The sequence below is a fragment of the Pseudomonas sp. MAFF 730105 genome (assembly GCF_055380705.1).
This window is the reverse complement of the sequence record NZ_AP018438.1, coordinates 6,587,736-6,614,206: the sequence shown is the minus strand read 5'-3', so window position 1 is coordinate 6,614,206 and position 26,471 is coordinate 6,587,736. Positions and strand designations below refer to the sequence as shown.

Annotated in this window: 26 protein-coding genes and 1 pseudogene; 23 read left to right on the top strand and 4 right to left on the bottom strand. The window is 58.6% G+C overall.

The features are described 5' to 3' along the window. The first annotated feature begins 5 nt into the window (after positions 1-5). From PCOSP_RS29225 to glmS, 14 genes are all read left to right on the top strand, one after another. A complete protein-coding gene (locus PCOSP_RS29225; RefSeq protein ID WP_139641403.1) occupies positions 6-803 on the top strand; it encodes a ParA family protein in 798 nt (265 codons plus the stop codon). A gap of 9 nt (positions 804-812) precedes the next feature. Further along, positions 813-1,685 carry a ParB/RepB/Spo0J family partition protein gene (locus tag PCOSP_RS29220; protein ID WP_139641402.1) on the top strand — a complete coding sequence of 291 codons (873 nt, stop codon included), beginning with the start codon at positions 813-815 and terminating at the stop codon, positions 1,683-1,685. Between the two features lie 148 nt (positions 1,686-1,833). After that, positions 1,834-2,241 (top strand): F0F1 ATP synthase subunit I, encoded by a 408-nt coding sequence (locus tag PCOSP_RS29215; RefSeq protein ID WP_139641401.1) that lies wholly within the window; start codon positions 1,834-1,836, stop codon positions 2,239-2,241. Positions 2,242-2,257: 16 nt separating this feature from the next. Next, positions 2,258-3,127, top strand: coding sequence for a F0F1 ATP synthase subunit A (atpB, locus tag PCOSP_RS29210; RefSeq protein ID WP_024777786.1), 870 nt, complete (start codon positions 2,258-2,260; stop codon positions 3,125-3,127). A 134-nt stretch (positions 3,128-3,261) separates the two neighbouring features. Further along, on the top strand, positions 3,262-3,519 hold the full coding sequence (gene atpE, locus PCOSP_RS29205; protein ID WP_003097235.1) for a F0F1 ATP synthase subunit C: 258 nt from the start codon (positions 3,262-3,264) through the stop codon (positions 3,517-3,519). Between the two features lie 58 nt (positions 3,520-3,577). Continuing rightward, complete coding sequence (locus PCOSP_RS29200) at positions 3,578-4,048, top strand: F0F1 ATP synthase subunit B (protein WP_030139033.1); 471 nt, start codon at positions 3,578-3,580, stop codon at positions 4,046-4,048. A gap of 12 nt (positions 4,049-4,060) precedes the next feature. Then, positions 4,061-4,597: a F0F1 ATP synthase subunit delta gene (locus tag PCOSP_RS29195; RefSeq protein ID WP_003187192.1), complete on the top strand. Its 537-nt coding sequence runs from the start codon at positions 4,061-4,063 to the stop codon at positions 4,595-4,597. 21 nt (positions 4,598-4,618) lie between these two features. Then, positions 4,619-6,163 (top strand): F0F1 ATP synthase subunit alpha, encoded by a 1,545-nt coding sequence (gene atpA, locus PCOSP_RS29190; RefSeq protein WP_024777788.1) that lies wholly within the window; start codon positions 4,619-4,621, stop codon positions 6,161-6,163. A gap of 50 nt (positions 6,164-6,213) precedes the next feature. Continuing rightward, a complete protein-coding gene (atpG, locus tag PCOSP_RS29185) occupies positions 6,214-7,074 on the top strand; it encodes a F0F1 ATP synthase subunit gamma (RefSeq protein WP_030139034.1) in 861 nt (286 codons plus the stop codon). Between the two features lie 27 nt (positions 7,075-7,101). Next, a complete protein-coding gene (atpD, locus tag PCOSP_RS29180; RefSeq protein ID WP_024777789.1) occupies positions 7,102-8,478 on the top strand; it encodes a F0F1 ATP synthase subunit beta in 1,377 nt (458 codons plus the stop codon). A 45-nt stretch (positions 8,479-8,523) separates the two neighbouring features. Continuing rightward, positions 8,524-8,949 (top strand): F0F1 ATP synthase subunit epsilon, encoded by a 426-nt coding sequence (locus tag PCOSP_RS29175; protein WP_024777790.1) that lies wholly within the window; start codon positions 8,524-8,526, stop codon positions 8,947-8,949. A 114-nt stretch (positions 8,950-9,063) separates the two neighbouring features. Further along, positions 9,064-10,431: a bifunctional UDP-N-acetylglucosamine diphosphorylase/glucosamine-1-phosphate N-acetyltransferase GlmU gene (gene glmU / locus PCOSP_RS29170; RefSeq protein ID WP_139641400.1), complete on the top strand. Its 1,368-nt coding sequence runs from the start codon at positions 9,064-9,066 to the stop codon at positions 10,429-10,431. A gap of 211 nt (positions 10,432-10,642) precedes the next feature. Continuing rightward, positions 10,643-11,419 (top strand): DeoR/GlpR family DNA-binding transcription regulator, encoded by a 777-nt coding sequence (locus PCOSP_RS29165; protein ID WP_139641399.1) that lies wholly within the window; start codon positions 10,643-10,645, stop codon positions 11,417-11,419. A gap of 1 nt (position 11,420) precedes the next feature. Next, entirely contained in the window at positions 11,421-13,253 is a 1,833-nt protein-coding gene (gene glmS, locus PCOSP_RS29160; RefSeq protein ID WP_139641398.1) for a glutamine--fructose-6-phosphate transaminase (isomerizing), read from the top strand. A 32-nt stretch (positions 13,254-13,285) separates the two neighbouring features. On the opposite strand, the gene PCOSP_RS29155 is transcribed toward glmS, so the two are convergent. The 4 genes and pseudogenes from PCOSP_RS29155 to PCOSP_RS29140 form a co-directional block, all read right to left on the bottom strand. Continuing rightward, complete coding sequence (locus PCOSP_RS29155; protein WP_464712015.1) at positions 13,286-14,170, bottom strand: methyl-accepting chemotaxis protein; 885 nt, start codon at positions 14,168-14,170, stop codon at positions 13,286-13,288. Further along, positions 14,144-15,163, bottom strand: a pseudogene (locus tag PCOSP_RS29150) (HAMP domain-containing protein); the annotation flags it as partial. The gene PCOSP_RS29155 and the pseudogene PCOSP_RS29150, both read right to left, overlap by 27 nt. Before the next feature lie 185 nt (positions 15,164-15,348). Beyond that, positions 15,349-16,056, bottom strand: a complete 708-nt coding sequence (locus PCOSP_RS29145; RefSeq protein ID WP_464710021.1) for an NUDIX hydrolase — start codon at positions 16,054-16,056, stop codon at positions 15,349-15,351. 1 nt (position 16,057) lies between these two features. Then, a complete protein-coding gene (locus PCOSP_RS29140) occupies positions 16,058-16,603 on the bottom strand; it encodes an adenylyltransferase/cytidyltransferase family protein (protein WP_175385388.1) in 546 nt (181 codons plus the stop codon). Positions 16,604-16,786: 183 nt separating this feature from the next. On the opposite strand from PCOSP_RS29140, the gene PCOSP_RS29135 reads away from it, so the two are divergent. The 9 genes from PCOSP_RS29135 (at position 16,787) to PCOSP_RS29095 (ending at position 26,468) form a co-directional block, all read left to right on the top strand. After that, positions 16,787-17,434 carry a nicotinamidase gene (locus PCOSP_RS29135; RefSeq protein ID WP_464710019.1) on the top strand — a complete coding sequence of 216 codons (648 nt, stop codon included), beginning with the start codon at positions 16,787-16,789 and terminating at the stop codon, positions 17,432-17,434. 9 nt (positions 17,435-17,443) lie between these two features. Next, positions 17,444-18,673 (top strand): nicotinate phosphoribosyltransferase, encoded by a 1,230-nt coding sequence (gene pncB / locus PCOSP_RS29130; RefSeq protein ID WP_139641389.1) that lies wholly within the window; start codon positions 17,444-17,446, stop codon positions 18,671-18,673. Between the two features lies 1 nt (position 18,674). Next, positions 18,675-19,508: an ammonia-dependent NAD(+) synthetase gene (gene nadE, locus PCOSP_RS29125; RefSeq protein ID WP_139641387.1), complete on the top strand. Its 834-nt coding sequence runs from the start codon at positions 18,675-18,677 to the stop codon at positions 19,506-19,508. A gap of 63 nt (positions 19,509-19,571) precedes the next feature. Next, positions 19,572-20,168 carry a GDP-mannose pyrophosphatase NudK gene (gene nudK / locus PCOSP_RS29120; protein WP_139641384.1) on the top strand — a complete coding sequence of 199 codons (597 nt, stop codon included), beginning with the start codon at positions 19,572-19,574 and terminating at the stop codon, positions 20,166-20,168. A 560-nt stretch (positions 20,169-20,728) separates the two neighbouring features. After that, positions 20,729-21,700, top strand: coding sequence for a tripartite tricarboxylate transporter substrate binding protein (locus PCOSP_RS29115; protein WP_139641382.1), 972 nt, complete (start codon positions 20,729-20,731; stop codon positions 21,698-21,700). 69 nt (positions 21,701-21,769) lie between these two features. After that, positions 21,770-22,243, top strand: coding sequence for a tripartite tricarboxylate transporter TctB family protein (locus PCOSP_RS29110; protein ID WP_139641380.1), 474 nt, complete (start codon positions 21,770-21,772; stop codon positions 22,241-22,243). A gap of 9 nt (positions 22,244-22,252) precedes the next feature. Next, complete coding sequence (locus PCOSP_RS29105) at positions 22,253-23,773, top strand: tripartite tricarboxylate transporter permease (protein WP_175362273.1); 1,521 nt, start codon at positions 22,253-22,255, stop codon at positions 23,771-23,773. 85 nt (positions 23,774-23,858) lie between these two features. Beyond that, a complete protein-coding gene (locus PCOSP_RS29100) occupies positions 23,859-25,016 on the top strand; it encodes an L-talarate/galactarate dehydratase (protein ID WP_139641376.1) in 1,158 nt (385 codons plus the stop codon). A gap of 18 nt (positions 25,017-25,034) precedes the next feature. Then, positions 25,035-26,468 carry an FAD-binding oxidoreductase gene (locus PCOSP_RS29095; protein ID WP_139641374.1) on the top strand — a complete coding sequence of 478 codons (1,434 nt, stop codon included), beginning with the start codon at positions 25,035-25,037 and terminating at the stop codon, positions 26,466-26,468. Positions 26,469-26,471 lie beyond the last annotated feature (3 nt).

Below are 26,471 nucleotides of genomic sequence, written 5' to 3'. Positions count from 1 at the left end.
CAAGAATGGCTAAGGTATTCGCGATAGCGAACCAGAAGGGTGGTGTGGGCAAGACCACCACCTGCATCAACCTCGCAGCATCCCTGGTCGCGACCAAGCGTCGGGTGCTGTTGATCGATCTTGATCCACAGGGCAACGCCACCATGGGCAGCGGTGTGGATAAACATGGCCTGGAAAACTCCATCTACGACGTCCTGATCGGTGAATGCGATCTGGGCCAGGCCATGCATTTCTCCGAACACGGCGGTTATCAACTGCTGCCGGCCAACCGTGACCTGACGGCGGCCGAAGTGGTGCTGCTGGAAATGCAGATGAAGGAAAGCCGTCTGCGCAGCGCATTGGCGCCGATCCGGGAGAACTACGATTACATCCTGATCGATTGCCCGCCGTCGCTGTCGATGCTGACCCTCAACGCCCTGGTGGCCGCCGATGGGGTCATTATCCCCATGCAGTGCGAGTACTTTGCCCTTGAAGGGTTGAGCGACCTTGTGGATAACATCAAGCGCATCTCCGAACTGCTGAATCCGGCCCTGAAGGTCGAAGGCCTGTTGCGGACCATGTACGACCCGCGCCTGAGTCTGATGAACGACGTGTCGGTCCAGCTCAAGGAACACTTCGGCGAGCAGCTCTACGACACGGTCATTCCACGCAACATCCGGTTGGCCGAAGCACCGAGTTACGGCATGCCGGCCCTGGCCTACGACAAACAATCCCGTGGTGCGCTGGCTTACCTGGCCCTGGCGGGCGAAATGGTTCGCCGTCAGCGCCGCAACCCACGCACCGCTGCCGCCCAGCCAACTTAAGGAAACCCCATGGCCGTCAAGAAACGTGGTCTCGGACGTGGACTGGACGCGCTGCTCAGCGGTCCCACGGTCAGCGCGCTGGAAGAGCAGGCCGTACAGGCCGACCAGCGTGAGCTGCAACACTTGCCGCTGGATCTGATCCAGCGCGGCAAATATCAGCCACGCCGGGACATGGATCCGCAGGCGCTGGAAGAACTGGCCCAGTCGATCAAGGCCCAGGGCGTGATGCAGCCGATCGTGGTTCGTTCGATCGGTAGCGGGCGCTTCGAGATCATAGCCGGCGAACGCCGCTGGCGCGCCAGTCAGCAGGCCGGGCAGGAAACCATTCCGGCGATGGTGCGCGACGTATCGGATGAAACCGCGATTGCGATGGCGTTGATCGAGAACATCCAGCGCGAAGACCTCAACCCGATCGAGGAAGCGGTCGCCCTGCAGCGTCTGCAACAGGAATTCCAGCTTACGCAGCAACAGGTCGCCGAGGCGGTGGGCAAATCCCGCGTCACCGTGGCCAACCTGTTGCGCTTGATTGCGTTGCCGGAAGTCATCAAGACCATGCTGTCCCATGGCGACCTGGAAATGGGTCATGCCCGGGCCTTGCTCGGATTGCCGGAAAATCAACAGGTTGAAGGGGCGCGACATGTTGTCGCACGAGGCCTGACCGTGCGCCAAACTGAGGCACTGGTTCGTCAGTGGCTGAGCGGTAAACCAGCCCCCGTCGAAGCCCCCAAACCGGACCCGGATATCGCCCGCCTGGAACAGCGCCTGGCCGAGCGGCTGGGCTCTACGGTGCAGATTCGCCACGGCAAGAAGGGCAAGGGACAATTGGTAATCGGTTACAACTCCCTCGATGAGCTGCAAGGCGTCCTTGCGCACATTCGCTGAAACAATTGCTCTTGTAGCGCGCAGTCGGAAATCACTACCCGGCAGTTGAATAGGGGCAGAACCGCCCCTATACTCTGCGCGCATTTTGTCGGCACAAATTATGCCAAGTTATTGATTTCAGGCAGCCGACCATTGGAGAGCAAAAGCGATGGAAACCCGCACGCCAAACCGCCTGCCATTCCATCGTCTGGCTGTTTTCCCGGTGTTGATGACCCAATTGGTCGTTGTACTGATCGCCTCGTTGGCGCTCTGGCAATGGCGCGGTGTCGTAGCCGGATATTCAGGTCTTTGCGGAGGCCTGATAGCCTTGCTTCCCAATATTTACTTCGCTCACAGGGCATTTCGGTTTTCCGGCGCCCGAGCAGCCCAAGCCATCGTCCGGTCTTTTTATGCCGGCGAGGCGGGGAAACTGATTTTGACGGCAGTGCTGTTTGCACTGACGTTCGCAGGTGTGAAGCCGTTGGCACCACTGGCTGTATTCGGTGTCTTCCTGTTGACCCAAATGGTCAGCTGGTTCGCTCCCCTGCTAATGAGAACAAGACTTTCGAGACCTTAGGGCGTTTGAGGCAACCATGGCAGAGACAACCGCTTCGGGCTATATCCAGCACCACTTGCAGAACCTGACCTTCGGTCAGCTACCCAACGGCGGCTGGGGCTTTGCCCACTCCGCAGCAGAAGCCAAGGAAATGGGTTTCTGGGCTTTCCACGTCGATACCCTCGGCTGGTCGGTCGCGCTGGGTCTGATCTTCGTTTTCCTTTTCCGCATGGCGGCCAAGAAGGCGACTTCGGGCCAGCCGGGTGCCTTGCAGAACTTCGTTGAAGTCCTGGTCGAGTTCGTCGACGGCAGCGTGAAGGACAGCTTCCACGGTCGTAGCCCGGTGATTGCACCGCTGGCACTGACCATTTTCGTCTGGGTGTTCCTGATGAACGCCGTCGACCTGGTACCGGTCGACTGGATTCCTCAACTGGCCATCCTGATCTCCGGTGACCACCACATCCCATTCCGCGCCGTGTCGACCACCGACCCGAACGCGACCCTGGGCATGGCGTTCTCGGTTTTCGCACTGATCATTTTCTATAGCATCAAGGTCAAGGGCATCGGCGGCTTCATCGGCGAACTGACCCTGCACCCGTTCGGCAGCAAGAACATCCTTGTTCAGGCCCTGCTGATCCCGGTGAACTTCCTGCTGGAGTTCGTGACCCTGATCGCCAAGCCTATCTCTCTGGCTCTGCGTCTGTTCGGTAACATGTATGCCGGCGAGCTGGTGTTCATCCTCATCGCTGTGATGTTCGGCAGCGGCCTGCTCTGGCTCAGTGGCCTGGGCGTGGTACTGCAGTGGGCTTGGGCCGTATTCCACATCCTGATCATCACCCTGCAGGCGTTCATCTTCATGATGCTGACCATCGTCTACCTGTCGATGGCGCACGAAGAAAACCATTAAGGCCAGTCTCGACTAGTCTGATGTCCTTCCCGGTCAAACGGGGAGGGGCCCGAACAGGCCACGATGAAACGATTTGTTTTACCGCTTTAAATTAAAAAAACCTAAACCATACGACGTAAAAGTCGGGAGGAAAGATGGAAACTGTAGTTGGTCTAACCGCTATCGCTGTTGCACTGTTGATCGGCCTGGGCGCACTGGGTACCGCAATTGGTTTCGGCCTGTTGGGCGGCAAGTTCCTGGAAGGCGCTGCGCGTCAGCCAGAAATGGTTCCAATGCTGCAAGTCAAAATGTTCATCGTTGCCGGTCTGCTCGACGCCGTAACCATGATCGGTGTTGGTATCGCTCTGTTCTTCACCTTTGCGAACCCGTTCGTTGGTCAGATCGCTGGCTAATTACTCGGATGTCTCGAGTAGTTTGGTGTGATGGACAACGTAACTGCGAGGTGTTGGCGTGAACATTAATGCGACCCTGATTGGCCAGTCCGTTGCGTTCCTGATTTTTGTACTGTTCTGCATGAAGTTCGTATGGCCTCCGGTCATTGCGGCACTGCACGAACGTCAAAAGAAGATCGCTGATGGGCTGGACGCTGCCAGCCGAGCAGCTCGCGACCTGGAGTTGGCCCATGAGAAAGTGGGTCAGCAACTGCGCGAAGCGAAAGCTCAGGCAGCTGAAATCATCGAGCAAGCCAAGAAACGCGGTACCCAGATTGTCGACGAAGCCCGTGAACAGGCTCGTGTCGAAGCTGACCGTGTGAAGGCTCAGGCTCAAGCCGAGATCGAACAGGAACTGAACAGTGTCAAAGACGCGCTGCGTGCCCAAGTGGGTAGCCTGGCCGTTGGCGGTGCTTCGAAGATCCTGGGTGCCACAATCGATCAAAACGCGCACGCAGAGCTGGTTAACCAACTGGCTGCTGAAATCTAAGCGAGGGCGATCATGGCAGAACTGACCACGTTGGCCCGACCTTACGCTAAGGCGGCCTTCGAGCACGCTCAGGCCCACCAGCAACTGGCCAATTGGTCAGCCATGCTCGGCCTGGCAGCAGCGGTGTCGCAAGACGACACCATGCAGCGCGTGCTCAAGGCCCCGCGACTGACGAGCGCAGAAAAGGCCGCCACGTTCATTGACGTGTGCGGCGACAAGTTCGATGCCAAGGCACAGAATTTCATCCATGTCGTTGCTGAAAACGACCGTCTCCCGCTTCTGCCGGAGATCGCCGCCCTGTTCGACCTGTACAAGGCCGAGCAGGAGAAATCGGTAGACGTGGAAGTCACCAGTGCTTTTGCATTGAACCAAGAACAGCAAGACAAACTCGCCAAGGTTCTCAGTGCACGACTCAACCGGGAAGTGCGCCTGCAAGTCGAGGAAGACAAGTCCCTTATAGGGGGCGTTGTAATCCGCGCCGGCGACCTGGTTATCGATGGCTCGATTCGCGGCAAAATCGCGAAACTTGCCGAAGCATTGAAATCTTGAGTTTGAAGGGGCAGCAGAGCAATGCAGCAACTCAATCCTTCCGAAATAAGTGAAATTATCAAGGGCCGCATCGAAAAGCTCGATGTGACCTCCCAAGCCCGTAACGAAGGCACTGTCGTCAGCGTATCTGACGGTATCGTGCGGATTCACGGTCTGGCCGACGTCATGTACGGCGAGATGATCGAGTTTCCGGGCGGCGTCTACGGTATGGCCCTCAACCTGGAGCAGGACTCCGTAGGTGCCGTTGTACTGGGCGCATACACGACTCTGGCTGAAGGCATGAGCGCCAAGTGCACCGGCCGCATCCTCGAAGTTCCGGTTGGTAAGGAACTGCTGGGTCGCGTAGTCGACGCACTGGGTAACCCTGTTGACGGCAAAGGTCCGCTGAACAACACCGAGACCGACGCGGTCGAGAAAGTTGCTCCAGGCGTGATCTGGCGTAAGTCGGTAGATCAGCCTGTACAGACTGGCTACAAGGCTGTCGATGCCATGATCCCTGTCGGCCGTGGCCAGCGTGAGCTGATCATCGGTGACCGTCAGATCGGTAAGACCGCTCTGGCGATCGACGCGATCATCAACCAGAAAAACAGCGGCATCTTCTGCGTATACGTGGCAATCGGTCAGAAGCAATCGACCATCGCCAACGTGGTGCGCAAGCTGGAAGAGAACGGTGCATTGGCTAACACCATCATCGTTGCTGCCAGTGCTTCCGAATCGGCCGCACTGCAGTTCCTGGCACCGTACTCCGGTTGCACCATGGGCGAATACTTCCGCGACCGCGGTGAAGACGCGCTGATCGTCTATGACGATCTGTCCAAGCAAGCAGTGGCTTACCGCCAGATTTCCCTGCTGCTGCGCCGTCCACCAGGCCGTGAAGCCTACCCAGGCGACGTGTTCTATCTCCACTCCCGTCTGCTGGAGCGCGCATCCCGCGTTTCGGAAGAGTACGTCGAGAAGTTCACCAACGGCGCCGTGACTGGCAAGACCGGTTCCCTGACCGCTCTGCCGATCATCGAAACCCAGGCTGGCGACGTTTCCGCGTTCGTTCCGACCAACGTGATCTCCATCACCGACGGTCAGATCTTCCTGGAATCGGCCATGTTCAACTCGGGCATCCGTCCTGCTGTGAACGCCGGTGTTTCGGTATCCCGTGTAGGTGGTGCCGCTCAGACCAAGATCATCAAGAAGCTGTCCGGTGGTATCCGTACCGCTCTGGCTCAGTACCGTGAACTGGCGGCATTCGCCCAGTTCGCATCTGACCTGGACGAAGCGACCCGTAAGCAACTTGAGCATGGTCAGCGCGTTACCGAGCTGATGAAGCAGAAGCAATACGCACCGATGTCGATCGCTGACATGGCGCTGTCGCTGTATGCCGCTGAGCGTGGGTTCCTGACTGACATTGAAATCGCCAAGATCGGCAGCTTCGAACAAGCGCTGATTGCTTTCTTCAACCGCGATCACGCCGATTTGATGGCCAAGATCAACGTGAAGGGTGACTTCAATGACGAAATCGACGCTGGCCTCAAAGCCGGTATCGAGAAGTTCAAGGCCACCCAAACCTGGTAAGCCGCAGCGGGAGCCGCAAGGCTCCCGCTTGCTAACCTGATAGGTGTTACATGGCAGGCGCAAAAGAGATTCGCAGTAAGATTGCGAGCATCAAAAGCACGCAAAAGATTACCAGCGCCATGGAAAAAGTGGCGGTCAGCAAAATGCGCAAGGCACAAATGCGCATGGCTGCTAGCCGTCCTTATGCGGAGCGCATCCGCCAGGTGATTGGTCATCTGGCCAACGCCAACCCGGAATATCGCCACCCATTCATGATCGACCGCGCCGTCAAGCGCGTCGGTTACGTTGTGGTGAGCAGTGACCGTGGTCTGTGCGGTGGCTTGAACACCAACCTGTTCAAGGCCCTGGTCAAGGACATGGCGGTAAACCGCGAACAAGGCGTCGAGATCGATCTGTGCGTGGTAGGTAGCAAGGGTGCGGCTTTCTTCCGCAACTTCGGCGGTAACGTCGTCGCCGCTATCAGCCACCTGGGTGAAGAACCGTCGATCAATGACCTGATCGGCAGCGTCAAGGTGATGCTGGATGCTTACCTGGAAGGCCGGATCGACCGCCTGTCCGTGGTATCCAACAAGTTCATCAACACCATGACGCAACAGCCGACCGTGGAGCAGTTGATTCCATTGGTTGCGACCCCGGAACAGGAACTCAAGCACCACTGGGACTACCTCTACGAACCGGATGCCAAGGAGCTGCTCGACGGCTTGATGGTCCGCTACGTGGAGTCGCAGGTGTACCAGGCGGTGGTCGAGAACAACGCAGCTGAACAAGCCGCGCGGATGATCGCGATGAAGAACGCTACCGACAACGCCGGTGATTTGATCAGCGATTTGCAGCTGATCTACAACAAGGCGCGTCAGGCTGCGATCACCCAAGAGATCTCGGAAATCGTCGGCGGCGCTGCCGCGGTTTAACGGTTCAAATATTCAGAGGATCCAGCTATGAGTAGCGGACGTATCGTTCAAATCATCGGCGCCGTTATCGACGTGGAATTCCCACGCGACAACGTACCGAGCATCTACGACGCCTTGAAGGTTCAAGGCGCCGAAACCACCCTCGAAGTTCAGCAGCAGCTGGGCGACGGCGTGGTTCGTACCATTGCGATGGGCTCCACCGAAGGCTTGAAGCGCGGTCTGGACGTCAACAACACTGGCGCAGCCATTTCCGTACCGGTCGGTAAAGCGACCCTGGGCCGGATCATGGACGTACTGGGCAACCCGATCGACGAAGCTGGTCCGATTGACACCGAAGAGCGCTGGGGCATTCACCGTCCTGCGCCAACCTTCGCTGAACAAGCGGGTGGCAACGAGCTGCTGGAAACCGGCATCAAGGTTATCGACCTGGTTTGCCCGTTCGCCAAGGGCGGTAAAGTCGGTCTGTTCGGTGGTGCCGGTGTAGGCAAGACCGTAAACATGATGGAACTGATCCGTAACATCGCCATCGAGCACAGCGGTTATTCCGTGTTCGCTGGTGTGGGTGAGCGTACTCGTGAGGGTAACGACTTCTACCACGAGATGAAGGACTCCAACGTTCTGGACAAAGTGGCACTGGTCTATGGCCAGATGAACGAGCCGCCGGGAAACCGTCTGCGCGTAGCCCTGACCGGCCTGACCATGGCCGAGAAGTTCCGTGACGAAGGTAACGACGTTCTGCTGTTCGTCGACAACATCTACCGTTACACCCTGGCCGGTACCGAAGTATCCGCACTGCTGGGCCGTATGCCTTCGGCAGTAGGTTACCAGCCGACCCTGGCTGAAGAGATGGGCGTGCTGCAAGAGCGCATCACTTCGACCAAGCAAGGCTCGATCACCTCGATCCAGGCGGTATACGTACCAGCGGACGACTTGACCGACCCGTCGCCAGCGACCACCTTCGCCCACTTGGACGCCACCGTCGTTCTGTCCCGTGACATCGCTTCCCTGGGTATCTACCCAGCGGTAGACCCACTGGACTCGACTTCTCGCCAGCTGGACCCGAACGTGATCGGCAACGACCACTACGAAACCGCTCGCGGCGTTCAGTACGTGCTGCAGCGTTACAAAGAACTGAAGGACATCATCGCGATCCTGGGTATGGACGAGCTGTCGGAAGCCGACAAGCAGTTGGTAAACCGTGCTCGTAAGATCCAGCGTTTCTTGTCGCAGCCGTTCTTCGTGGCTGAAGTCTTCACCGGTGCCTCGGGTAAATACGTTTCCCTGAAAGACACCATTGCTGGCTTCAAAGGCATCCTCAACGGTGACTACGACCACCTGCCAGAACAAGCGTTCTACATGGTCGGCGGCATCGAAGAAGCGATCGAGAAAGCCAAGAAACTGTAATCCCGGCGCCCGGAAACGGGCGCTAATTTAGGTTGAGGCAATCAGATGGCTATGACAGTCCATTGCGATATCGTCAGTGCGGAAGGGGAAATTTTCTCCGGTCTGGTCGAGTTTGTGGTTGCGCATGGTGAACTGGGGGATCTTGGTATCGCTCTGGGGCACGCACCGCTGATCACCAGCTTGAAGCCAGGTCCGATTAGTCTGACCAAGCAGGGCGGGGAAAAGGAGGTGTTCTACATCTCTGGTGGTTTCCTCGAGGTTCAGCCGAACATGGTCAAGGTCCTTGCCGACACCGTGCAACGTGCTGCCGACCTGGACGAAGCCTCCGCTCAGGAAGCCGTCAAGGCTGCCGAGAAGGCTCTGCACGAAAAAGGCGCAGACTTCGACTACGGTTCTGCTGCTGCACGTCTGGCCGAGGCCGCAGCCCAGCTGCGCACCGTCCAGCAGATCCGCAAGAAGTTCGGCGGCTAAGCCGTCTGCTTTTTGTGTGATTGATTAAAAAGGGTAGCCTCGGCTACCCTTTTTTCTTTTCGCGACACTCATCATCTGTTCGCAGTCGTTGACCACCCAGGATTGGTACCCGTCATGTCTCTCGAAATCGTTATCCTCGCGGCCGGCCAAGGCACTCGCATGCGTTCGGCGCTGCCCAAGGTACTGCATCCGATCGCTGGCAACTCCATGCTCGGTCATGTTATCCACAGCGCTCGCCAACTCGATCCACAGCGTATTCATGTGGTGATCGGCCACGGTGCCGATGCCGTGCGTGAACGGCTGGCGGCCGATGACCTGAATTTTGTCCTGCAGGATAAACAACTCGGGACGGGCCACGCGGTGGCCCAGGCGGTGCCGTTCATTACCGCTGACACGGTGCTGGTTCTTTACGGTGATGTGCCGCTGATCGAAGTCGACACCTTGCAGCGCCTGCTCAAGCATGTTGGCCCGCAACAACTGGGCCTGTTGACCGTCGAGCTGGATGACCCTACCGGCTACGGTCGCATCGTGCGTGACGCCGACGGCCAGGTTACCGCCATCGTCGAGCAGAAGGATGCCAACGAAGCCCAACGCGCCATCACCGAGGGCAACACCGGGATCCTGGCGCTGCCGGCCGGGCGCCTGGGTGACTGGATGAGTCGCCTGTCGAACAACAACGCCCAAGGCGAGTACTACCTGACCGACGTGATCGCCATGGCAGTGACTGACGGCCTGGTGGTTGCTACTGAGCAACCCTTGGACGCAATGGAAGTGCAGGGTGCCAATGATCGTCGGCAACTGGCCGAGCTGGAACGCCACTATCAGCTGCGCGCCGCTCGCCGCTTGATGGCCCAGGGCGTAACCCTGCGTGACCCGGCCCGTTTCGATGTTCGAGGTGAGGTCAGCGTGGGCCGCGACGTGGTCATCGACATCAACGTCATCCTTGAGGGCAAGGTCGTCATCGAAGACGACGTGGTTATCGGTCCGAACTGTGTGATCAAGGACAGCACCTTGCGCAAAGGCGTGGTGATCAAGGCCAACAGTCACTTGGACGGAGCGGTGATGGGAGAAGGTAGCGATGCCGGCCCATTTGCCCGTTTGCGTCCTGGCTCCGTGCTGGAGGCCCATGCCCATGTGGGTAACTTTGTCGAGCTGAAGAACGCCCACCTGGGTGAAGGCGCCAAGGCCGGTCACCTGACCTATCTGGGTGACGCTGAAGTCGGCGCCCGCACCAATATTGGCGCCGGCACCATCACCTGTAACTATGACGGCGCGAACAAGTGGAAGACGGTACTGGGGGAGGACGTATTCATCGGTTCCAACAACTCCTTGGTAGCGCCTGTGGATATCTCCAGCGGTGCGACCACAGCGGCCGGTTCGACCATTACCCAGAATGTGGATAACCGACAGCTGGCTGTGGGGCGTGCACGCCAGAAGAATATCGACGGCTGGAAGCGTCCGGAAAAAATCAAGAAACCTTAAAGTTATCCACAGTCCACCCTGTGGGAGCGAGCCATGCTCGCGATAGCGGTATATTAGCCAAGTAGTCATCGACTGACACAACGCTATCGCGAGCAGGCTCGCTCCCACAGGATCTCCATCTTTTCTGAATTTTTCTCCCTTCGCCTTGACGATCGCCGCACAATAGGTTTTGATTGCTTACGTTATCTTTCGAATCGAAACTTAAACTGCCATGTCAAAGCGCAACACCCCCCAACGCCGCCACAACATCCTTGCCTTGCTCCAAGAGCAGGGTGAAGTCAGTGTGGACGAGCTGGCCAAGCGCTTCGAAACCTCGGAAGTTACGATTCGCAAGGATCTTGCCGCCCTGGAGACCAATGGCCTGCTCTTGCGTCGTTACGGCGGCGCGGTCCCGATGCCGCAGGAGTTGGTGGCCGATAACGCCCAGACCGTGTCCAAGTACAAGCAAGCCATCGCCCGGGCGGCGGTGAAGCGGATTCGCGAACACGCGCGCATCATCATCGACAGCGGCAGCACCACTGCCGCCATGATCCCCGAACTCGGCCTGCAACCGGGGTTGGTGGTCATGACCAACTCTCTGCACGTCGCCAGTGCCTTGAACGAACTGGAACACGAACCGGTACTGTTGATGACTGGCGGCACCTGGGATCCTCATTCCGAATCCTTCCAGGGCCAGGTGGCGGAACAGGTCCTGCGTTCCTATGACTTCGACCAGCTGTTCATCGGTGCCGACGGCATCGACCTGATTCGTGGTACCACCACCTTCAACGAGTTACTGGGGCTAAGCCGGGTCATGGCTGAGGTGGCCCGTGAGGTAATCGTGATGGTGGAGGCCGATAAAATCGGTCGCAAGATCCCCAACCTGGAACTGCCGTGGAGCAGCGTCCATACCCTCATTACCGATGATCGCCTGCCCGTAGAGGCTCGCGATCAGATTCAGGCGCGCGGCATCCAGGTGATCTGCGCGTCTGTCAGCCAGGAGAAATAACATGTGTGGAATTGTCGGCGCCGTTGCTGAACGCAACATCACAGCCATCCTGCTCGAAGGCCTCAAGCGTCTGGAATACCGTGGCTATGACAGTGCGGGTGTGGCAGTGCTCACCAACGATGGGCAACTTGAGCGCATGCGTCGGCCGGGCAAGGTCAGTGAGCTGGAGCAGGCGCTGGAAGCCGAGCCGCTGATCGGTCGCCTGGGCATTGCCCACACCCGTTGGGCCACCCACGGTGCGCCGTGCGAGCGCAATGCCCATCCGCATTTCTCCGGCGACCTGGCAGTGGTGCACAACGGCATCATCGAGAACCACGAAGCCTTGCGTGAACAGCTCAAGGCCCAGGGCTACGTCTTCACCTCGGACACCGACACTGAAGTCATCGCCCATCTGCTCAATCACAAGCTCAAGGAACTGACGGACCTGACCGTGGCCCTCAAGGCCACCGTCAAGGAGCTTCACGGCGCCTATGGCCTGGCAGTCATCAGTGCGAAACAACCGGATCGTCTGGTGGCGGCCCGCAGTGGCAGCCCGCTGGTGATTGGCCTGGGCCTGGGGGAAAACTTCCTGGCGTCTGACCAGTTGGCACTGCGTCAGGTCACTGACCGTTTCATGTATCTGGAAGAGGGCGATATCGCTGAAATTCGCCGCGACAGCGTGCAGATCTGGGATCTCGATGGCCAAGTGGTAGAGCGCGAAATCGTGCAGTACCGCGACGGTGCCGAAGCCGCCGACAAGGGCGAGTTCCGCCACTTCATGCTCAAGGAAATCCACGAGCAACCGGCTGTGGTGCAACGTACCCTGGAAGGGCGCATGAGCCAGAGCCAGGTATTGGTCCAGGCCTTTGGCCCACAGGCAGCCGAATTGTTCGCCAAGGTTCGCAATGTGCAGATCGTCGCCTGCGGCACCAGCTATCACGCCGGCATGGTCGCTCGTTACTGGCTGGAGGAATTGGCCGGTATTCCGTGCCAGGTGGAAGTTGCCAGTGAGTTCCGTTATCGCAAGGTGGTGGTGCAACCGGACACACTGTTCGTCACCATCTCCCAGTCCGGTGAAACCGCCGATACCCTGGCGGCCCTGCGCAATGCCAAGGCCTTGGGTTTCCTCGCCAGCCTGGCGATCTGCAACGTCGGCATCAGCTCGTTGGTGCGCGAATCCGACCTGACCTTGCTGACCCAGGCCGGCCGCGAGATCGGCGTGGCGTCGACCAAGGCCTTCACCACCCAGTTGGTCGGTCTTCTGCTGTTGACCTTGTCGTTGGGCCAGGTGCGCGGGACCTTGGCCGAGGGTGTAGAGGCAACGCTGGTGGAAGAACTGCGCCGCCTGCCGGCCCGTCTGGGTGAAGCCCTGGCGATGGACAGCACTGTGGAAAAAATCGCCGAACTGTTCGCCGAGAAGAACCACACCCTGTTCCTGGGCCGTGGTGCGCAATTCCCGGTAGCGATGGAAGGCGCCCTGAAACTCAAGGAAATCTCCTATATCCACGCCGAAGCCTACCCGGCCGGTGAGCTCAAGCATGGCCCGCTGGCTCTGGTGGACAACGACATGCCGGTGGTCACCGTGGCCCCGAACAACGAGCTGTTGGAAAAGCTCAAGTCCAACCTTCAGGAAGTGCGTGCCCGTGGCGGCCAACTGATCGTCTTTGCTGACGAAAAGGCCGGCATGACCAATGGCGAAGGGAATCACGTGGTGCATATGCCGCACATCCACGACGCCCTGGCGCCGATCCTCTATACCATCCCGCTGCAGTTGCTGTCGTACTACGTGGCCGTGCTCAAGGGGACGGATGTCGATCAGCCGCGGAATCTGGCGAAGTCTGTGACGGTGGAGTGAGGGGCGTCTGCCGAACGGGTCCTGGATCACCTTCAGATCTTGAAGGTGTTGACCATCTGCTGCAGGCGGATCGACTGTTTTTCCAGTTCATTGCACGCCTGCAAAGTGGATTGCAGATTGCCGACAGTCTTCTGGTTCAGGTCATTGATGTGGCTGATGTCCCGATCCAGATTGTCCACCACTGAGGTTTGTTCTTCGGTGGCGGTGGCCATGGATAGGTTGATTTCGTCGATCTCGCCAATGCCCTGCAGTACCTGATTGAGTCGTTCACCGGCAAGCCTGGCGGTGCTGACGTTGGTGTCGCTGTGGCGCTGGCTTTCCAGCATGGCATTGACGGCGCTGCCGGCGCCGGCTTGCAACTCCTCGATCATATTGTGAATTTCCTGCGCCGATTGTTGAGTGCGATGGGCGAGGGTGCGCACCTCGTCCGAGACCACCGCAAAGCCACGTCCGGCGTCTCCGGCACGGGCGGCCTCGATGGCGGCGTTGAGGGCCAGCAGGTTGGTCTGGTCGGAAATGCCCTTGATCACGTCGAGGATCCGGCCGATTTTCAAGGTTTTTTCATTCAGGCTTTCGATGTCCTGACGGGTATTGATCACTTGTGATGAGAGCTGTGCCATGGCGCTGATGCTGCGCTCCACTACCTGTTGGCCTTCATGGGTCTGGGTCTTGGTATCCGAGGCGCGATTTGACGCATGTGCGGCGCTACGGGCGATCTCTTGGGCGGCGGCGCCCAGCTCGTTGATGGCTGTGGCGATGTTGTGGGTCAACGCCGCCTGGGTGTCGGAGCTTTTCAGGGACGAGTGCGATGCCTGGCTGACCTGCGCGGCCAGTTGGGTAAGTTGGCTACTGGACGTCAGGACTTCGCGTATCGAGTGCTGAATGCGTTCGACGAAGCGGTTGAACCCGCCAGCCATCACGCCAAACTCGTCCTGGGACAGGCTCTGCAGGCGTTGGGTCAGATCGCCTTCGCCATCGGCAATGGATTGCATGGCCAAGCCCATATTGCGTAAAGGCCGCATCAGGGCATTGATCAATAGACCGAGCAAGACAACGGTGATCAGTATCGCAATCAGCGTTGCGATCAGGGCCGAGGTGCGAAACTCATGGAGCGCGGCGTAGGCCTTGTCCTTGTCCACCGACAGTCCGATGGACCAGTGCAATGACGGCAAGCCGTTGATCGGCGTGAATGTAACGATCCGGGTGCTGCCGTTTTCCTGTACTTCATTCAGGTTGTCATTGATACCCGGAGCACCTTCGGGGAACGCTTGGGCCAGAGTCTTGGTGACCAAGGCACTGTCCGGATGCACCAGGATCTTGCCGTCGTCACTGACCAGGAAGGCATAGCCGATGCCGTTGAGATCAACGGAGTTGACGATGCTGGCGAGCTTTTCCAGGCTCAGACTCGCCCCGAATACGCCGGCTGCCTTGCCGTTGATCTTGATCGGCACCGCCTCGGTCATGATCAGATAATCGATGCCGGCTCCAATGTAGGGTTCGGTCAGGACGGGGCTGAGGGAGGCTGCCGCCTCCTTGTACCACTGGCGCTGACGGACATCGTAGCCATCGGGCATCACCCGCTCGGGATAAATGAAGAAACGACTATCTTGGAGCCCGACATAGCTGGCGATAAAGGTCTTGGTGATGATGTCTTGAGAGAGCATCTTGCTGATGGTAGCCGGGGTGGGGTCGGCGGCAATGGTTTCGGCGGCGCCCTCGATCAGCAGGAGCCGGCCAGCCAGCCAATTGTCGAGGTTGGCGCCGAGCAACTTGCCAGTGGTTTGCAAGCTGCTGTGCAGCGCTTCGCGGGTACTTGCTTGTTGTCGATGGTCATTGAGCAGTGAGAACGACAGGAATACTGCCACCGAGATGACACAGGCGCCGAGAAGGATCTTGTGGCCGAATTTCATACTGATGCCCATGAAGCACGCTCGTCAGGTCTTGTTTTTATGAGTCCCCGCCAGGGTTGGGCGAAGATTTGACGAGTGGACAGGTTTTGTCGAACTAGAAAAGATGATGGGCAATCGTAGGAATTTTTATGGCATCAAGTGACGCGGATGCGCGCTTGCCGAGCGCCCGGATTCCGGGCTGAGCATCACTCCAGAAAACACCGGTCAAAAAGGTAGACGCTGCCCGGTTTGAGGTTTTCCACGGTGCGTTGCGGACGGCCGCCATCGCCGCTTTTCTTGCGGCCGGTTTCCTGCAGGTAGCCCGCTTCGGTCATCTTCAGCAGACGCTGGCGCATGCTGGTCTTGAGCACCGGACGGTCGAGCACCAGGGAAAAAATGCCCACGGCTTCCGGCGCGCTGAACTCGGGGCCCAGGAACATCAGCGGCAGGCTGCTGTAGAGCGCTTTGGAGAACAGCCGCTCCTGCACGGCAGCCACCAGGCTGTTGTGGTCGAAAGGGAGTTTTATCGTGGCGTCAGCGACGTCCTTTAGCGCAAAGAATCCCTGGTGTTCGGCGAGCGGGGGCGTATCGCTGACAATGGCCAGGTAGAACGTCGATGATGACCAGCAGCGTGGATCGCGGAACGCGTCGCCGACGGTGCCGACCTGTTCGATCCAGGCCAGCGGCATGCCCACTTTGTTCGAATTGCGCAGGCGCTCCACGGCGTCGTTCAGCGTGAGATCTTCGACCCCTCCATTCACCACGATCCCTGGCAGCGCCCAATGGCCGGCGAACGGCTCTGCTTCCCGGCGGTTCAGGAGGATTTCAAGGGCCTGGGCTTCCCGGTTGAAGCGCAGCACACACAGGTCGATGGTGTGCAGATAATCGCGCGCAGCGGCTGTGCGGTTCGGCATGTCAGTTTCCGTGGGTAGCGTAAAGGTCGTAGTTTACCGGGTCCATGCCGGGTGCCATCCAGTGATTGGGCAGCAGTTCGCCTAAAGCCAGTCGTTCGCGAACCAGCGTGCTGCGCACATGGATCTTCTCTTCCACACAAAGGATGGAAAAGCGCTCCAGTAATTCCTGGCCGCGGTAGAAGGTCGGTAACAGATCCGCGACGTCCTGGCCCACCACTAACGCTATCCGCTTGCCGTCCAAGGCCAGGCTGTCGGCCAGGTGGGCAAGCAGGGTGTAGCTGTAGATGGCGCCTTCGACACCACGCGCGACGACCTGCTCGACCCGGCTTGCATGCACTTGCGCGCAGCACAGCGGCTGAACGTGCTCGACGATCGACTCCAGCCATTTCAGGCGAATTTCATAGTCAACCATTCGCTTGCCGTAGGGATGCCTGAAGCTTGGGGCGACCAGCACGCGCCTGGCCTGGAATGACGCCTGGATCATCACCTGGGCGTGACCGGCATGAGGGGGATTGAAGGCGCCGCCATAAAGGGCCAGTTCGAACATGGCTTATTCTCTTTAGGTACACGACATGTACCGTATCATCAAAAACGTGTCCGGTGAAATTTATCTGAGCCATGTCTATTTCATACGTGCATGAATCGATAGGCAAGAAAAATTCTTTTCACGGTGGCTTGTCATTAAAGTACACGTTATGTACTCTCGTTGCTGTGAACAGGAGAAACCAGTATGAATAGCCTGAACCGTAAGACGGCTTCCTTCGATGTCGATGCGCAAAAGAGCTTTACACCGCTTTGCCCTGATGAGCTGCCTGTGCCTGGTGGAGAACAAATTGGCGACGAGCTGAATTTCATCGCTTCCCTGGCCAGCCTGCGTGTCGGCAGCAAGGATGCCCATTCGCCTCAGGCGCCATGGGTGGTCGCCGAGCATTCACAGATGCTCACCCCGACCGGGCTCGAGCACGCCGACGTCACTTGGGTCAGCCACTGTGTTCCTGGTACCGAAGGTTTCACCTTGTTGGACGAACTGCCGACTCCCTACGACTACGACTATTTCGTCTGGAAGGGCGTCGAGCCGGATTTTCACCCGTACGGCGCCTGTTACCACGACCTGCACGGCAAGCTGTCCACCGGGGTGATCGAGTACCTGAAAGGCCTGGGTGTGGAGCAGGTTCTTGTCGGCGGGCTGGCGCTGGATTTCTGCGTCAAGACCACGGCCCTGCAACTGGCTGCCGCCGGCTTCAACGTGATCGTTCACCTTCCGGCCTGCCGGGCCATCAGTGAGGAGGGCGCCACGCAAGCCATTCAGGACCTGCAGCAAGCGGGGGTCTGGGTTGCCAGGACCCGCGAAGAAACCATCCGCCTGGCAAGCGAGTAAGGAGCAAACATGGACAGCGCATTCGACTCAAACAGTGGCGTCATCCAGAGCCTGCTGGATACCGATTACTACACCTTCACCATGATGCAGGCGGTTTTGCACCAGCACCCGAACGTGGAGGTGGAGTATCAGTTCATCGTGCGTTCCAAAGAGCGGCTCGGTCACCTGATCCCGGACATTCGTGTGGAACTGGAAAAGCTTGCCGGATTGCAGTTGCGCGAGGGGGAGCAAAGGTTTTTGTTCAACAAGCGTTTCCGCGAATACCTGACACCGGACTTCGAACAGTTCCTGGGTCTGTTTCGCTTCAATCTGCGCTACATCCATGTGTCGGAGGTTGACGGCCAACTGCACATCCGCGTTCGTGGTCCGATGTTGCACTGCATCATGTTCGAGCAGCCGGTACTGGCGATGGTCAGCGAGCTGCGCAACCGCGAGAAGTACCCCGAAGTCGAACTGGCCGACGTTACCCGCAAGCTGTACCAGAAGTTCGAGTGGCTGGAGAAAAACGCCAGTCGTGAAGAACTTGCCGAGTTCCGTGTTTCCGACTTTTCCACCCGTCGCCGGCTGTCCTTCAGGGCGCAACGTGAAGTGGTGAATATCATGCGCAGTGATTTTCCCGGCGTGTTTGTCGGCACCAGTAACGCTCACCTGGCGTATGAGTTCGATCTCCCACTGATCGGCACGATGGCTCACCAATGGCTGATGGTCCATCAGCAACTCGGGCGCCTGCGCGAGAGTCAGAACGCGGCCTTGGAAAACTGGGTGCGCGAGTATCGTGGCCGGCTCGGTATCGCGCTGACGGACTGCATCAGCACCGACTTCTTCCTCAAGGATTTCGACCTGTACTTCGCCAAGCTCTATGACGGGCTGCGCCAGGATTCAGGTGACCCGATTGTCTGGGCTGACAAAGTGCTGGGGCGTTACCGGGAATTGGGTGTCGATCCACGGACCAAGGACCTGATGTTCTCCGACGGTCTCAATTTCGAGAAATGCTTGCCGATCCTGCGTCATGTCCGCGGCAAGGCCAAGTTCGGTTTTGGCATGGGCACCAGCCTGGCCTGCGATGTCGAGGGGGTCGAGCCGCTGAGCATTGTCATGAAACTGGTGCGCGTTCATGGCGAGCCGGTGGTGAAGTTCTCCGATGATCCGATCAAGAACGTCTGTGAAGATGTTTCGTTCCTTCGCTATGCCGCCCAAGTGTTCAACGTCGCCCTGATCAATCCACAGATGGGAGCCTGATATGACTTCACTTCAGCAAGAGCGCATTGCCCGGGAACTGGGCATCGATCGCCAACTCAAACAGGGCGGTGAGCACCTCGAGATTGCCCGTCGCGTTGGGTTTATCAAGCAGGTTTTACGTGAGTCGGGTTGCACGTCCCTGGTACTGGGTATCAGCGGCGGCGTCGACTCGCTCACAGCCGGGCGTCTATGCCAGTTGGCGGTGGAACAATTGCGAGGCGAGGATTACGAGGCGCGTTTCATCGCCGTGCGACTGCCTTACAAGACCCAGGCCGATGAGCCAGACGCCCAAGCATCCTTGGACTTCATCCGGCCGGACCTGATCACCACGAGCAACATTGCCGCGTGTGTGGATGGGCTGATGGCCAATATCGCGATCGACGGCTTGCAGCCTTCGGCCGAGCACACTGACTTTGTCAAAGGCAATGCCAAGGCCCGGGCACGGATGTTGGCACAATACGCCATTGCCAATATGAGCAATGGGCTGGTGGTCGGTACCGACCATGGCGCGGAGGCGGTGATGGGGTTCTTCACTAAATTCGGCGACGGTGCATGCGACTTGGCGCCGTTGTCCGGGCTGACGAAGACTCAGGTGCGGTGGTTGGCCGATGCCATGGGCGCGCCTGCGTCGCTGGTGCACAAGGCGCCGACCGCCGATCTGGAAGACTTGGCACCCGGTCGGTTGGATGAGGTGGCGTATGGTTGCAGTTACATGGAGATCGATGCGTATCTGATGGGTGAAGAGGTGTCGCCTCAGGCGCGACACATCATCGAACGCGCCTACGGCAAGACGGCTCACAAACGAGCATTGCCGCGTGTTCCGGCGGTGTCATGAACGACATCAAGCCAGCGTAAGCAGGCTTTCAAATGCAACCCTGGTCCCGAATGGAGTGGATGAATGACCCAGGCAACCGGTATCAACGATCGCGTACGCATCAAGAACGTCGAAGTGCTCTCGGACAACTGGTACGTACTGCGCAAGACCACCTATGACTACCTCGGTCGCAACGGCCAATGGCAGGAGTTGACCCGCGAGACCTATGACCGCGGCAATGGCGCCACAATCCTGCTGTACAGCAAGGCCAAGCAGACCGTGGTGTTGACCCGGCAATTCCGCTTTCCGGCCTTCGTCAACGGACACGATGACCTGTTGATCGAAACCTGTGCCGGCCTGTTGGACAACGACGATCCGCACACCTGCATCCGCAAGGAAACCCAGGAAGAAACCGGCTACGTCATCCAGGACGTGCGCAAGGTCTTCGAAGCCTTCATGAGCCCGGGCTCGGTAACGGAGCGGCTGCATTTTTTCGTCGGCGAGTATTTCGACGAAGACAAACGACACGCCGGCGGCGGGTTGGAAGAGGAAGGCGAGGAAATCGAGGTACTGGAGCTACCGCTCGACCAGGCCCTGGGCATGATCGAGAGCGGAGAAATCTGCGACGGCAAGACCATCATGCTGTTGCAGTACGCCAAGCTGCATCGGTTGCTGGATTAGGTTCACTCTCAGGCCTCCAGCCAGGACGCTCCAGAAACTTACGGTGAGCTCTTCCCCGGCCAAGAATCGAGCTTGATCGGGGTTTTCCACAGCTTCGTTGGATGAAGCGCTACAAGCTTGAATCCAGAAGTTTTTTTCTGCTCGATACGCCATGCCTTGGTGCGCTAGAACGCAGACCCAACCCGCTCCTGTCGGCAGCCGGTTCGTCGTATTCACGACGAACCGCTGAACAACTGCGTTGACAACCTGGGACATAGGTGATGATATTCAGTCATACGACAACGTATGACATCAAAAAATAATAAAAACGAAAGGCTCCGATATGCCTTCTACATTTGCAGCCCAGCAAGTCTGTGATACGTCGGCCTTGCTTCTCTCCACAGAGCGCCAACGGTCTTCACCACTTTCTGGAAAGCCTTATGCAGGCTTGCAAGTGCAATCGAATTTTCCCCTATCGACATTCAAGCGACGTCGGCTGTCCAGCCAGGCGATGGTGTCTGTCGCTTGCGTTTCCTCCTTAGTTCCTACCCCCAATGAATGGCAGTACTTGGAGAACAATAATGAGAAAAACATTCTGCGCCTCTTTAATCGCCTCTTTTCTGAGCCTGACCGCCGGCACGGCAATGGCCGCCGACGCCAGTGACTGGCCAAGCCGCCCCGTGCAGGTGGTGGTCATTGCCAATGCCGGTGGTGATACCGATTTCAATGCCCGAATGATGGCCAAGTATTTCACCAAGCTCACTGGCAAACCCATGGTCGTCACCAACATGGCTGGCGGGGGCGGGACGATTGCCGCCGATGCGGTCAAGAGCGCGGCACCGGATGGCAATACCATTCTGTTTACCCATACCGGCCAGTTGATCGTGAACGAGGTGGCAGGGCTCTCCGAGGACCGTTTTGACGCATTTGATATCTCCTGCATCGCTGGCGTCGACAAAGGTGCGGTGTTTGTCTCGGCGAAAAGCTCGGGCATCGACACCCTTGATCAACTGATTGAAAAAGCCAAGGCCAAGCCCGGCACCATCACCTACGGTACCGAAATGGGCAACTTCTCCCATCTTCAAGGGCTGATGTTCGAGAAGCTGGCCGGCGTGAAATTGAAAATGGTCGACAGCGGCACAGTGTCCGAAAAAATCGTCGCCTTGCTGGGCAAGCGCATCGACCTCGGTGCCATCAGCTATGGCTCGGTCCAGGATTACATCACCAGCGGCAAAATGACCGCCCTGGGTCAACCCAACGCCGAGCGCAACGCACTGCTGGGTGACGTGAAGACCTTCAAGGAACAAGGCGTGGACCTGGTCCTGGACAAGCCTTACGTCGTGGCCTTCCCGAAGGGTACGGACCCGGCCATCGTCAAGAAAATGGCCGATACGATGAAGAAGATCACCGAAGAGCCGGAATACGCCGAGGAGCTGAAGAAGTCGTTCAAGCAACCGGTCAGCTTCCAGGGCAGCGAAGAAGCCATTGCGACCCTCAACAAAACCCGCGACAGCTTCATGCAGTTCAAGGACGAGATGCGTAAGGCCAAATAACACCGCATGACGGGCTCGGGTGCGTACTGGCACCCGACAGCCCAGTCCTTCCCAGCAAGAGGAGCCTGTATGGATTCCTATAAAAGAAACGAGCTGATTGCCGGACTGGCAATGCTCGGTGCCGGCGTGGCGTATCTGGTATTGACCCTGAATCTGCCGCGCCGCAGTTTCGTCGATGCTGCGTTTGTGCCCTGGGTGCTCGCCGTTGCGTTGTGCCTGTTGGGCGCGTTGCAATTATGGGCATGGCGAAAGCTGCCGGACCAACCTGCCGAACCCGCTGAAAAAACCGAGCAGATTGATTATCCGACGGTCTTCAAGTCCCTCGCGTTGGTGCTGCTTTACACCGCGTTGCTGCAACCCGTGGGATTCATCGTCATGACCGTGCTTTATCTGTACGTCCAATTCATCGTGTTGACCCCTGCGGAACAGAAGGTCAAGCACCTCCTGTACGGGTTCATCGCGGTCGTTTCGTCAGTGTTGATCTTTTACATTTTTCGCCATGGCTTCGACTTGCTCCTGCCTGTCGGTCTATTGGATTTCTAGGAGACGGCCATGATTGAACTCATGCAGCAAGGCTTCGGTGCCGTACTGACTCCCTATGTGTTTTTCCTCATCACCCTCGGCGTCGCGGTGGGGATTGTTTTTGGTGCGGTGCCCGGGCTTTCGGCCACCATGGCTATTGCGTTGTGCCTGCCGCTGACTTACTCGATGGGCCCTGGTGCGGGCTTGGCGCTGCTGGTTGCGCTGTTTGTCGGTGCCACCTCGGGAGGGCTGATATCGGCGATATTGCTCAACATACCGGGAACACCGGCATCGATCGCCACTACATTCGATGGTTGGCCGTTGATGAAGAAGGGAATGGGCGTCAAGGCGCTGGGGATCGGCGTGGTGTTCTCGTTCCTGGGCACTATTTTCAGTATCGCCGCGCTGATGTTCATCGCTCCGATCCTGGCGGATCTGGCCTTGAGTTTTGGCCCGCACGAATACTTTTCCATTGCGATTTTCTCGCTGACGTTGATCGCCACGCTGTCCACCGGCTCGTTGGTCAAAGGCCTGTTCGCCGGTGCCCTGGGCTTTGCCTTTTCCACCGTGGGGATTGCCCCGGTCGAGGCGATCCGCCGTTTTACGTTTGACCTGCCGAGCCTCAATGGCGGCTTCGCCATGCTCACTGTCATGATCGGTATGTTTGCAGTGGCCGAAGTGCTGAAGTTTGCTGAAAGCGCACGCCTGAGCCATCGGGCCAAACCACAGCACGTCAGTATGAAAGGCGTAAAAGGTTTTGGTTTTTCGATGAAGGAGTTCGTCGGTCAACTGCCCAATGCCACCCGTTCATCCCTGATCGGCCTGGGCATTGGTATCCTGCCCGGTATCGGTGCCGGTACCTCGAATATCGTTTCTTATATCGTGGCGAAGAAACGTTCCAAAACCCCGGAAGAGTTCGGCAAAGGCAAGATCGACGGCGTGGTCGCCAGCGAGACGGCAAACAACGCCGGCATTGGCGGCGCGATGATTCCGCTGTTGACCCTGGGCATTCCCGGCGATACCACCACGGCTGTGATGCTCGGCGGTTTCATGATCCACGGCATCCAGCCGGGGCCTCTGCTGTTCATCAGCCAGGCGCCGTTGGTCTATACGATCTTCGCCGCGCTGATCCTCGCTTCGGTCCTGATGCTGGTGCTCGAGTTCTACGGACTGCGCATGTTCATCAAACTGCTGGCGGTGCCCAAGCACATTCTGTTGCCGATCATCCTTGTGCTCTGTGTGGTTGGCGCATTTGGCCTGAACAGCCGGATCTTCGACGTCTGGGCGGTGCTGCTGTTTGGCTTGCTGGGCTACGGGTTCGTCAAGAGCGGGTTGCCGATTGCGCCGTTCATCATCGGTTTCATCCTGGGCCCCATGGCGGAGACCAACTTGCGTCGTGGCTTGATGCTGTCCGATGGCAATTTCACCGGCTTCCTGTCCAACCCCATCTCAGCGGGCTTTCTCATCCTGGCCGCCGCGTCTATCTCCTGGCACCTGGTGACGGTCATTCGCAACAGGAAAAGCGCTGCTATCGAATTGATGCGCAGTTAGTGGCCTGTTTTCATTCCCGCGTATATGCCGCTGTCACACGAACCCGTGCGGCAGCGGCTGACTCCAAAACGTTCGGAGCATAGCCATGCAAGAGACGCCGCAAATACCTTCCTCCGACGATGACCGTATTGCCTGGGTGCGCGTGGCCTCGGTCTACCTGCCGCTGGCCAATCCCATCAGCGACGCCAAGGTACTCACCGGTCGGCAGAAGCCGATGACGGAAATCGCCATTCTGTTTGTGGAAATCGAAACCAGGGACGGCCATCGGGGCTTGGGATTCAGCTATTCCAAGCGCGCCGGTGGTCCTGGGCAATTTGCCCATGCCCAGGAAGTTGCCCCCAGCCTCATTGGCGAAAACCCCAGCGACATTTCCAAGCTGTGGGACAAGCTCTGCTGGGCCGGTGCTTCGGTGGGGCGGAGCGGTCTGGCCACCCAGGCGATTGGTGCGTTTGATGTCGCCTTGTGGGATCTGAAAGCCAAGCGGGCAAATCTTTCCCTGGCTCGCTTGCTGGGCGCCCATCGCGATTCTGTCCAGTGCTACAACACGTCGGGTGGGTTCCTTCACACTCCGCTTGACCAATTAATGATCAATACCGACCTTTCCCGGGAGAAGGGCATCGGGGGCATCAAGCTCAAGGTCGGCCAGCCTGACCAGGCGCTGGATCTGCGCCGTGTCAGCACCATCCGCAAACATCTGGGGGATGACTTTCCGTTGATGGTGGACGCCAACCAGCAATGGGACCGACCTGCTGCGCAGCGAATGTGTCGACGTCTCGAGCAGTTCAACCTGGTCTGGATCGAGGAACCGTTGGATTGCTACGACGCTGAAGGTCATGCCGCGCTGGCCCTGCAATTCGACACGCCGATCGCGACCGGTGAAATGCTCACCAGCGTTGCCGAGCACTGGGAATTCATCAAGCTGCGCGCCGCCGATTACCTGATGCCCGACGCGCCCCGTGTCGGTGGCATTACCCCTTACCTCAAGGTCCAGGCGTTGGCCGAGCAAGCGGGACTGATGATCGCGCCGCACTTTGCCATGGAACTGCACATTCATCTGGCCGCCACGTATAGCCGCGAGCCATGGGTTGAGCATTTCGAATGGCTGGAGCCTCTGTTCAACGAACGCATGCAAACCCGCGATGGACGCATGTTAGTGCCTACCCGCCCTGGCCTTGGGTTGTCCTTGAGCGAGCGTGTGGCGGGTTGGACGGCGAGCCAGGCGGCGTTCGGGCAGCGTCCGTAAACCGGTCGAGGACAGAGGATGCCATCATTGAGCCAAGAGGTGCTGCAACGCATCGAGCAGGTGGTCGGGCAAGCAGGATTGGTGCGCGACCCAGAGCTGATGCAAAGCTATCTGACAGATTGGCGTAACGCCTATCAAGGCCTGGCGGCCTTGGTGGTACGTCCGGCGACGACCGAAGAAGTGGCCGAGGTTGTACGGATCTGTCATGACGCCCAGGTTGCCTTGGTGCCGCAAGGCGGCAACACCGGCTTGTGCGGCGGCTCGATTCCTGACCCCTCTGGCAATCAGCTGGTGTTGTCCTTGACCCGGATGAAACGTATCCGTGACATCGATCTGGCTAACGAAACCATCACGGTCGAGGCCGGGGTGATCCTGCAACAATTGCAGGATGCCGCCCACCAGGCCGGTCGCCTGTTTCCGCTCTCGCTGGGAGCGGAGGGCAGTTGCACGGTGGGCGGCAACCTGGCGACCAATGCCGGCGGCACGGCGGTGCTGCGATACGGCAACATGCGTGAGCTTACCCTCGGCCTGGAAGTGGTGCTGCCTGACGGTCGCGTCTGGAACGGGTTGCGGGGCCTGCGCAAAGACAATACCGGTTACGATCTCAAGCACTTATTCATCGGCTCGGAGGGCACTCTCGGGATCATCACGGCGGCGGTGCTCAAACTGTTCCCGATGACCCACAGCACGGCGACAGCCTGGGTCGCGCTGCCTTCGCCGCAGGCGGCGGTGGACCTGATCGGCCATGTTCGCGGCTTGTGTGCCGACCGCCTGACGGGCTTCGAAATGATGTCGCGCCAGAGCCTGGATTTTGTCCTGGACCATGTGGCCGGCTGCAGCGACCCGCTGGCAACGAAGCACCCCTGGTACGCCTTGATTGAATTGCGCGACACCGTGCCCGACGCGCCGTTGGCACTGCTGCTTGAAAACGGCCTGGCCGACGCCTTTGAGCGTGGGTGGGTCATTGATGCGGTATTGGCCGGCAACCAGGCACAAGCCGCGGCGCTCTGGGCACTGCGCGAAGGCATTTCCGAGGCGCAGAATCATGAAGGTCCGAGCCTCAAGCATGACATCAGCGTGCCCGTGAGCCGGATACCGGAATTCATCGAGTGCACCGACAAGGCCCTGCAACGGGACTTTCCTGGCGTGCGCATTGTTTCTTATGGCCACATGGGCGATGGCAACCTGCACTACAACATCAGCAAGCCGCTCGGCGATGCGGACGCCTCGTTCAGGACTCATGAACACGCGATCATGCAAGTCATCTACCGGATGACGAGCGCCTTCAACGGCAGCATCAGCGCCGAGCATGGCTTGGGGCAAGCCAAGCCTGAGGCGGCAGTTCGCTTCAAGGACCCCCTGGAGATCGAGTTGATGCGTGCCATCAAACGCACGCTGGACCCCGCCGGGTTAATGAACCCAGGCAAAGTGTTCACCACTGTACTGGAGTGACCA

Coding starts and splice junctions, on each gene's coding strand:
- PCOSP_RS29225 (WP_139641403.1), top strand. CDS start 6: ATGGCTAAGGTATTCGCGATAGCGAACCAGAAGGGTGGTGTGGGCAAG.
- PCOSP_RS29220 (WP_139641402.1), top strand. CDS start 813: ATGGCCGTCAAGAAACGTGGTCTCGGACGTGGACTGGACGCGCTGCTC.
- PCOSP_RS29215 (WP_139641401.1), top strand. CDS start 1,834: ATGGAAACCCGCACGCCAAACCGCCTGCCATTCCATCGTCTGGCTGTT.
- atpB (WP_024777786.1), top strand. CDS start 2,258: ATGGCAGAGACAACCGCTTCGGGCTATATCCAGCACCACTTGCAGAAC.
- atpE (WP_003097235.1), top strand. CDS start 3,262: ATGGAAACTGTAGTTGGTCTAACCGCTATCGCTGTTGCACTGTTGATC.
- PCOSP_RS29195 (WP_003187192.1), top strand. CDS start 4,061: ATGGCAGAACTGACCACGTTGGCCCGACCTTACGCTAAGGCGGCCTTC.
- atpA (WP_024777788.1), top strand. CDS start 4,619: ATGCAGCAACTCAATCCTTCCGAAATAAGTGAAATTATCAAGGGCCGC.
- atpG (WP_030139034.1), top strand. CDS start 6,214: ATGGCAGGCGCAAAAGAGATTCGCAGTAAGATTGCGAGCATCAAAAGC.
- atpD (WP_024777789.1), top strand. CDS start 7,102: ATGAGTAGCGGACGTATCGTTCAAATCATCGGCGCCGTTATCGACGTG.
- PCOSP_RS29175 (WP_024777790.1), top strand. CDS start 8,524: ATGGCTATGACAGTCCATTGCGATATCGTCAGTGCGGAAGGGGAAATT.
- glmU (WP_139641400.1), top strand. CDS start 9,064: ATGTCTCTCGAAATCGTTATCCTCGCGGCCGGCCAAGGCACTCGCATG.
- PCOSP_RS29165 (WP_139641399.1), top strand. CDS start 10,643: ATGTCAAAGCGCAACACCCCCCAACGCCGCCACAACATCCTTGCCTTG.
- glmS (WP_139641398.1), top strand. CDS start 11,421: ATGTGTGGAATTGTCGGCGCCGTTGCTGAACGCAACATCACAGCCATC.
- PCOSP_RS29155 (WP_464712015.1), bottom strand. CDS start 14,170: ATGGCTGGCGGGTTCAACCGCTTCGTCGAACGCATTCAGCACTCGATA.
- PCOSP_RS29145 (WP_464710021.1), bottom strand. CDS start 16,056: ATGCCGAACCGCACAGCCGCTGCGCGCGATTATCTGCACACCATCGAC.
- PCOSP_RS29140 (WP_175385388.1), bottom strand. CDS start 16,603: ATGTTCGAACTGGCCCTTTATGGCGGCGCCTTCAATCCCCCTCATGCC.
- PCOSP_RS29135 (WP_464710019.1), top strand. CDS start 16,787: ATGAATAGCCTGAACCGTAAGACGGCTTCCTTCGATGTCGATGCGCAA.
- pncB (WP_139641389.1), top strand. CDS start 17,444: ATGGACAGCGCATTCGACTCAAACAGTGGCGTCATCCAGAGCCTGCTG.
- nadE (WP_139641387.1), top strand. CDS start 18,675: ATGACTTCACTTCAGCAAGAGCGCATTGCCCGGGAACTGGGCATCGAT.
- nudK (WP_139641384.1), top strand. CDS start 19,572: ATGACCCAGGCAACCGGTATCAACGATCGCGTACGCATCAAGAACGTC.
- PCOSP_RS29115 (WP_139641382.1), top strand. CDS start 20,729: ATGAGAAAAACATTCTGCGCCTCTTTAATCGCCTCTTTTCTGAGCCTG.
- PCOSP_RS29110 (WP_139641380.1), top strand. CDS start 21,770: ATGGATTCCTATAAAAGAAACGAGCTGATTGCCGGACTGGCAATGCTC.
- PCOSP_RS29105 (WP_175362273.1), top strand. CDS start 22,253: ATGATTGAACTCATGCAGCAAGGCTTCGGTGCCGTACTGACTCCCTAT.
- PCOSP_RS29100 (WP_139641376.1), top strand. CDS start 23,859: ATGCAAGAGACGCCGCAAATACCTTCCTCCGACGATGACCGTATTGCC.
- PCOSP_RS29095 (WP_139641374.1), top strand. CDS start 25,035: ATGCCATCATTGAGCCAAGAGGTGCTGCAACGCATCGAGCAGGTGGTC.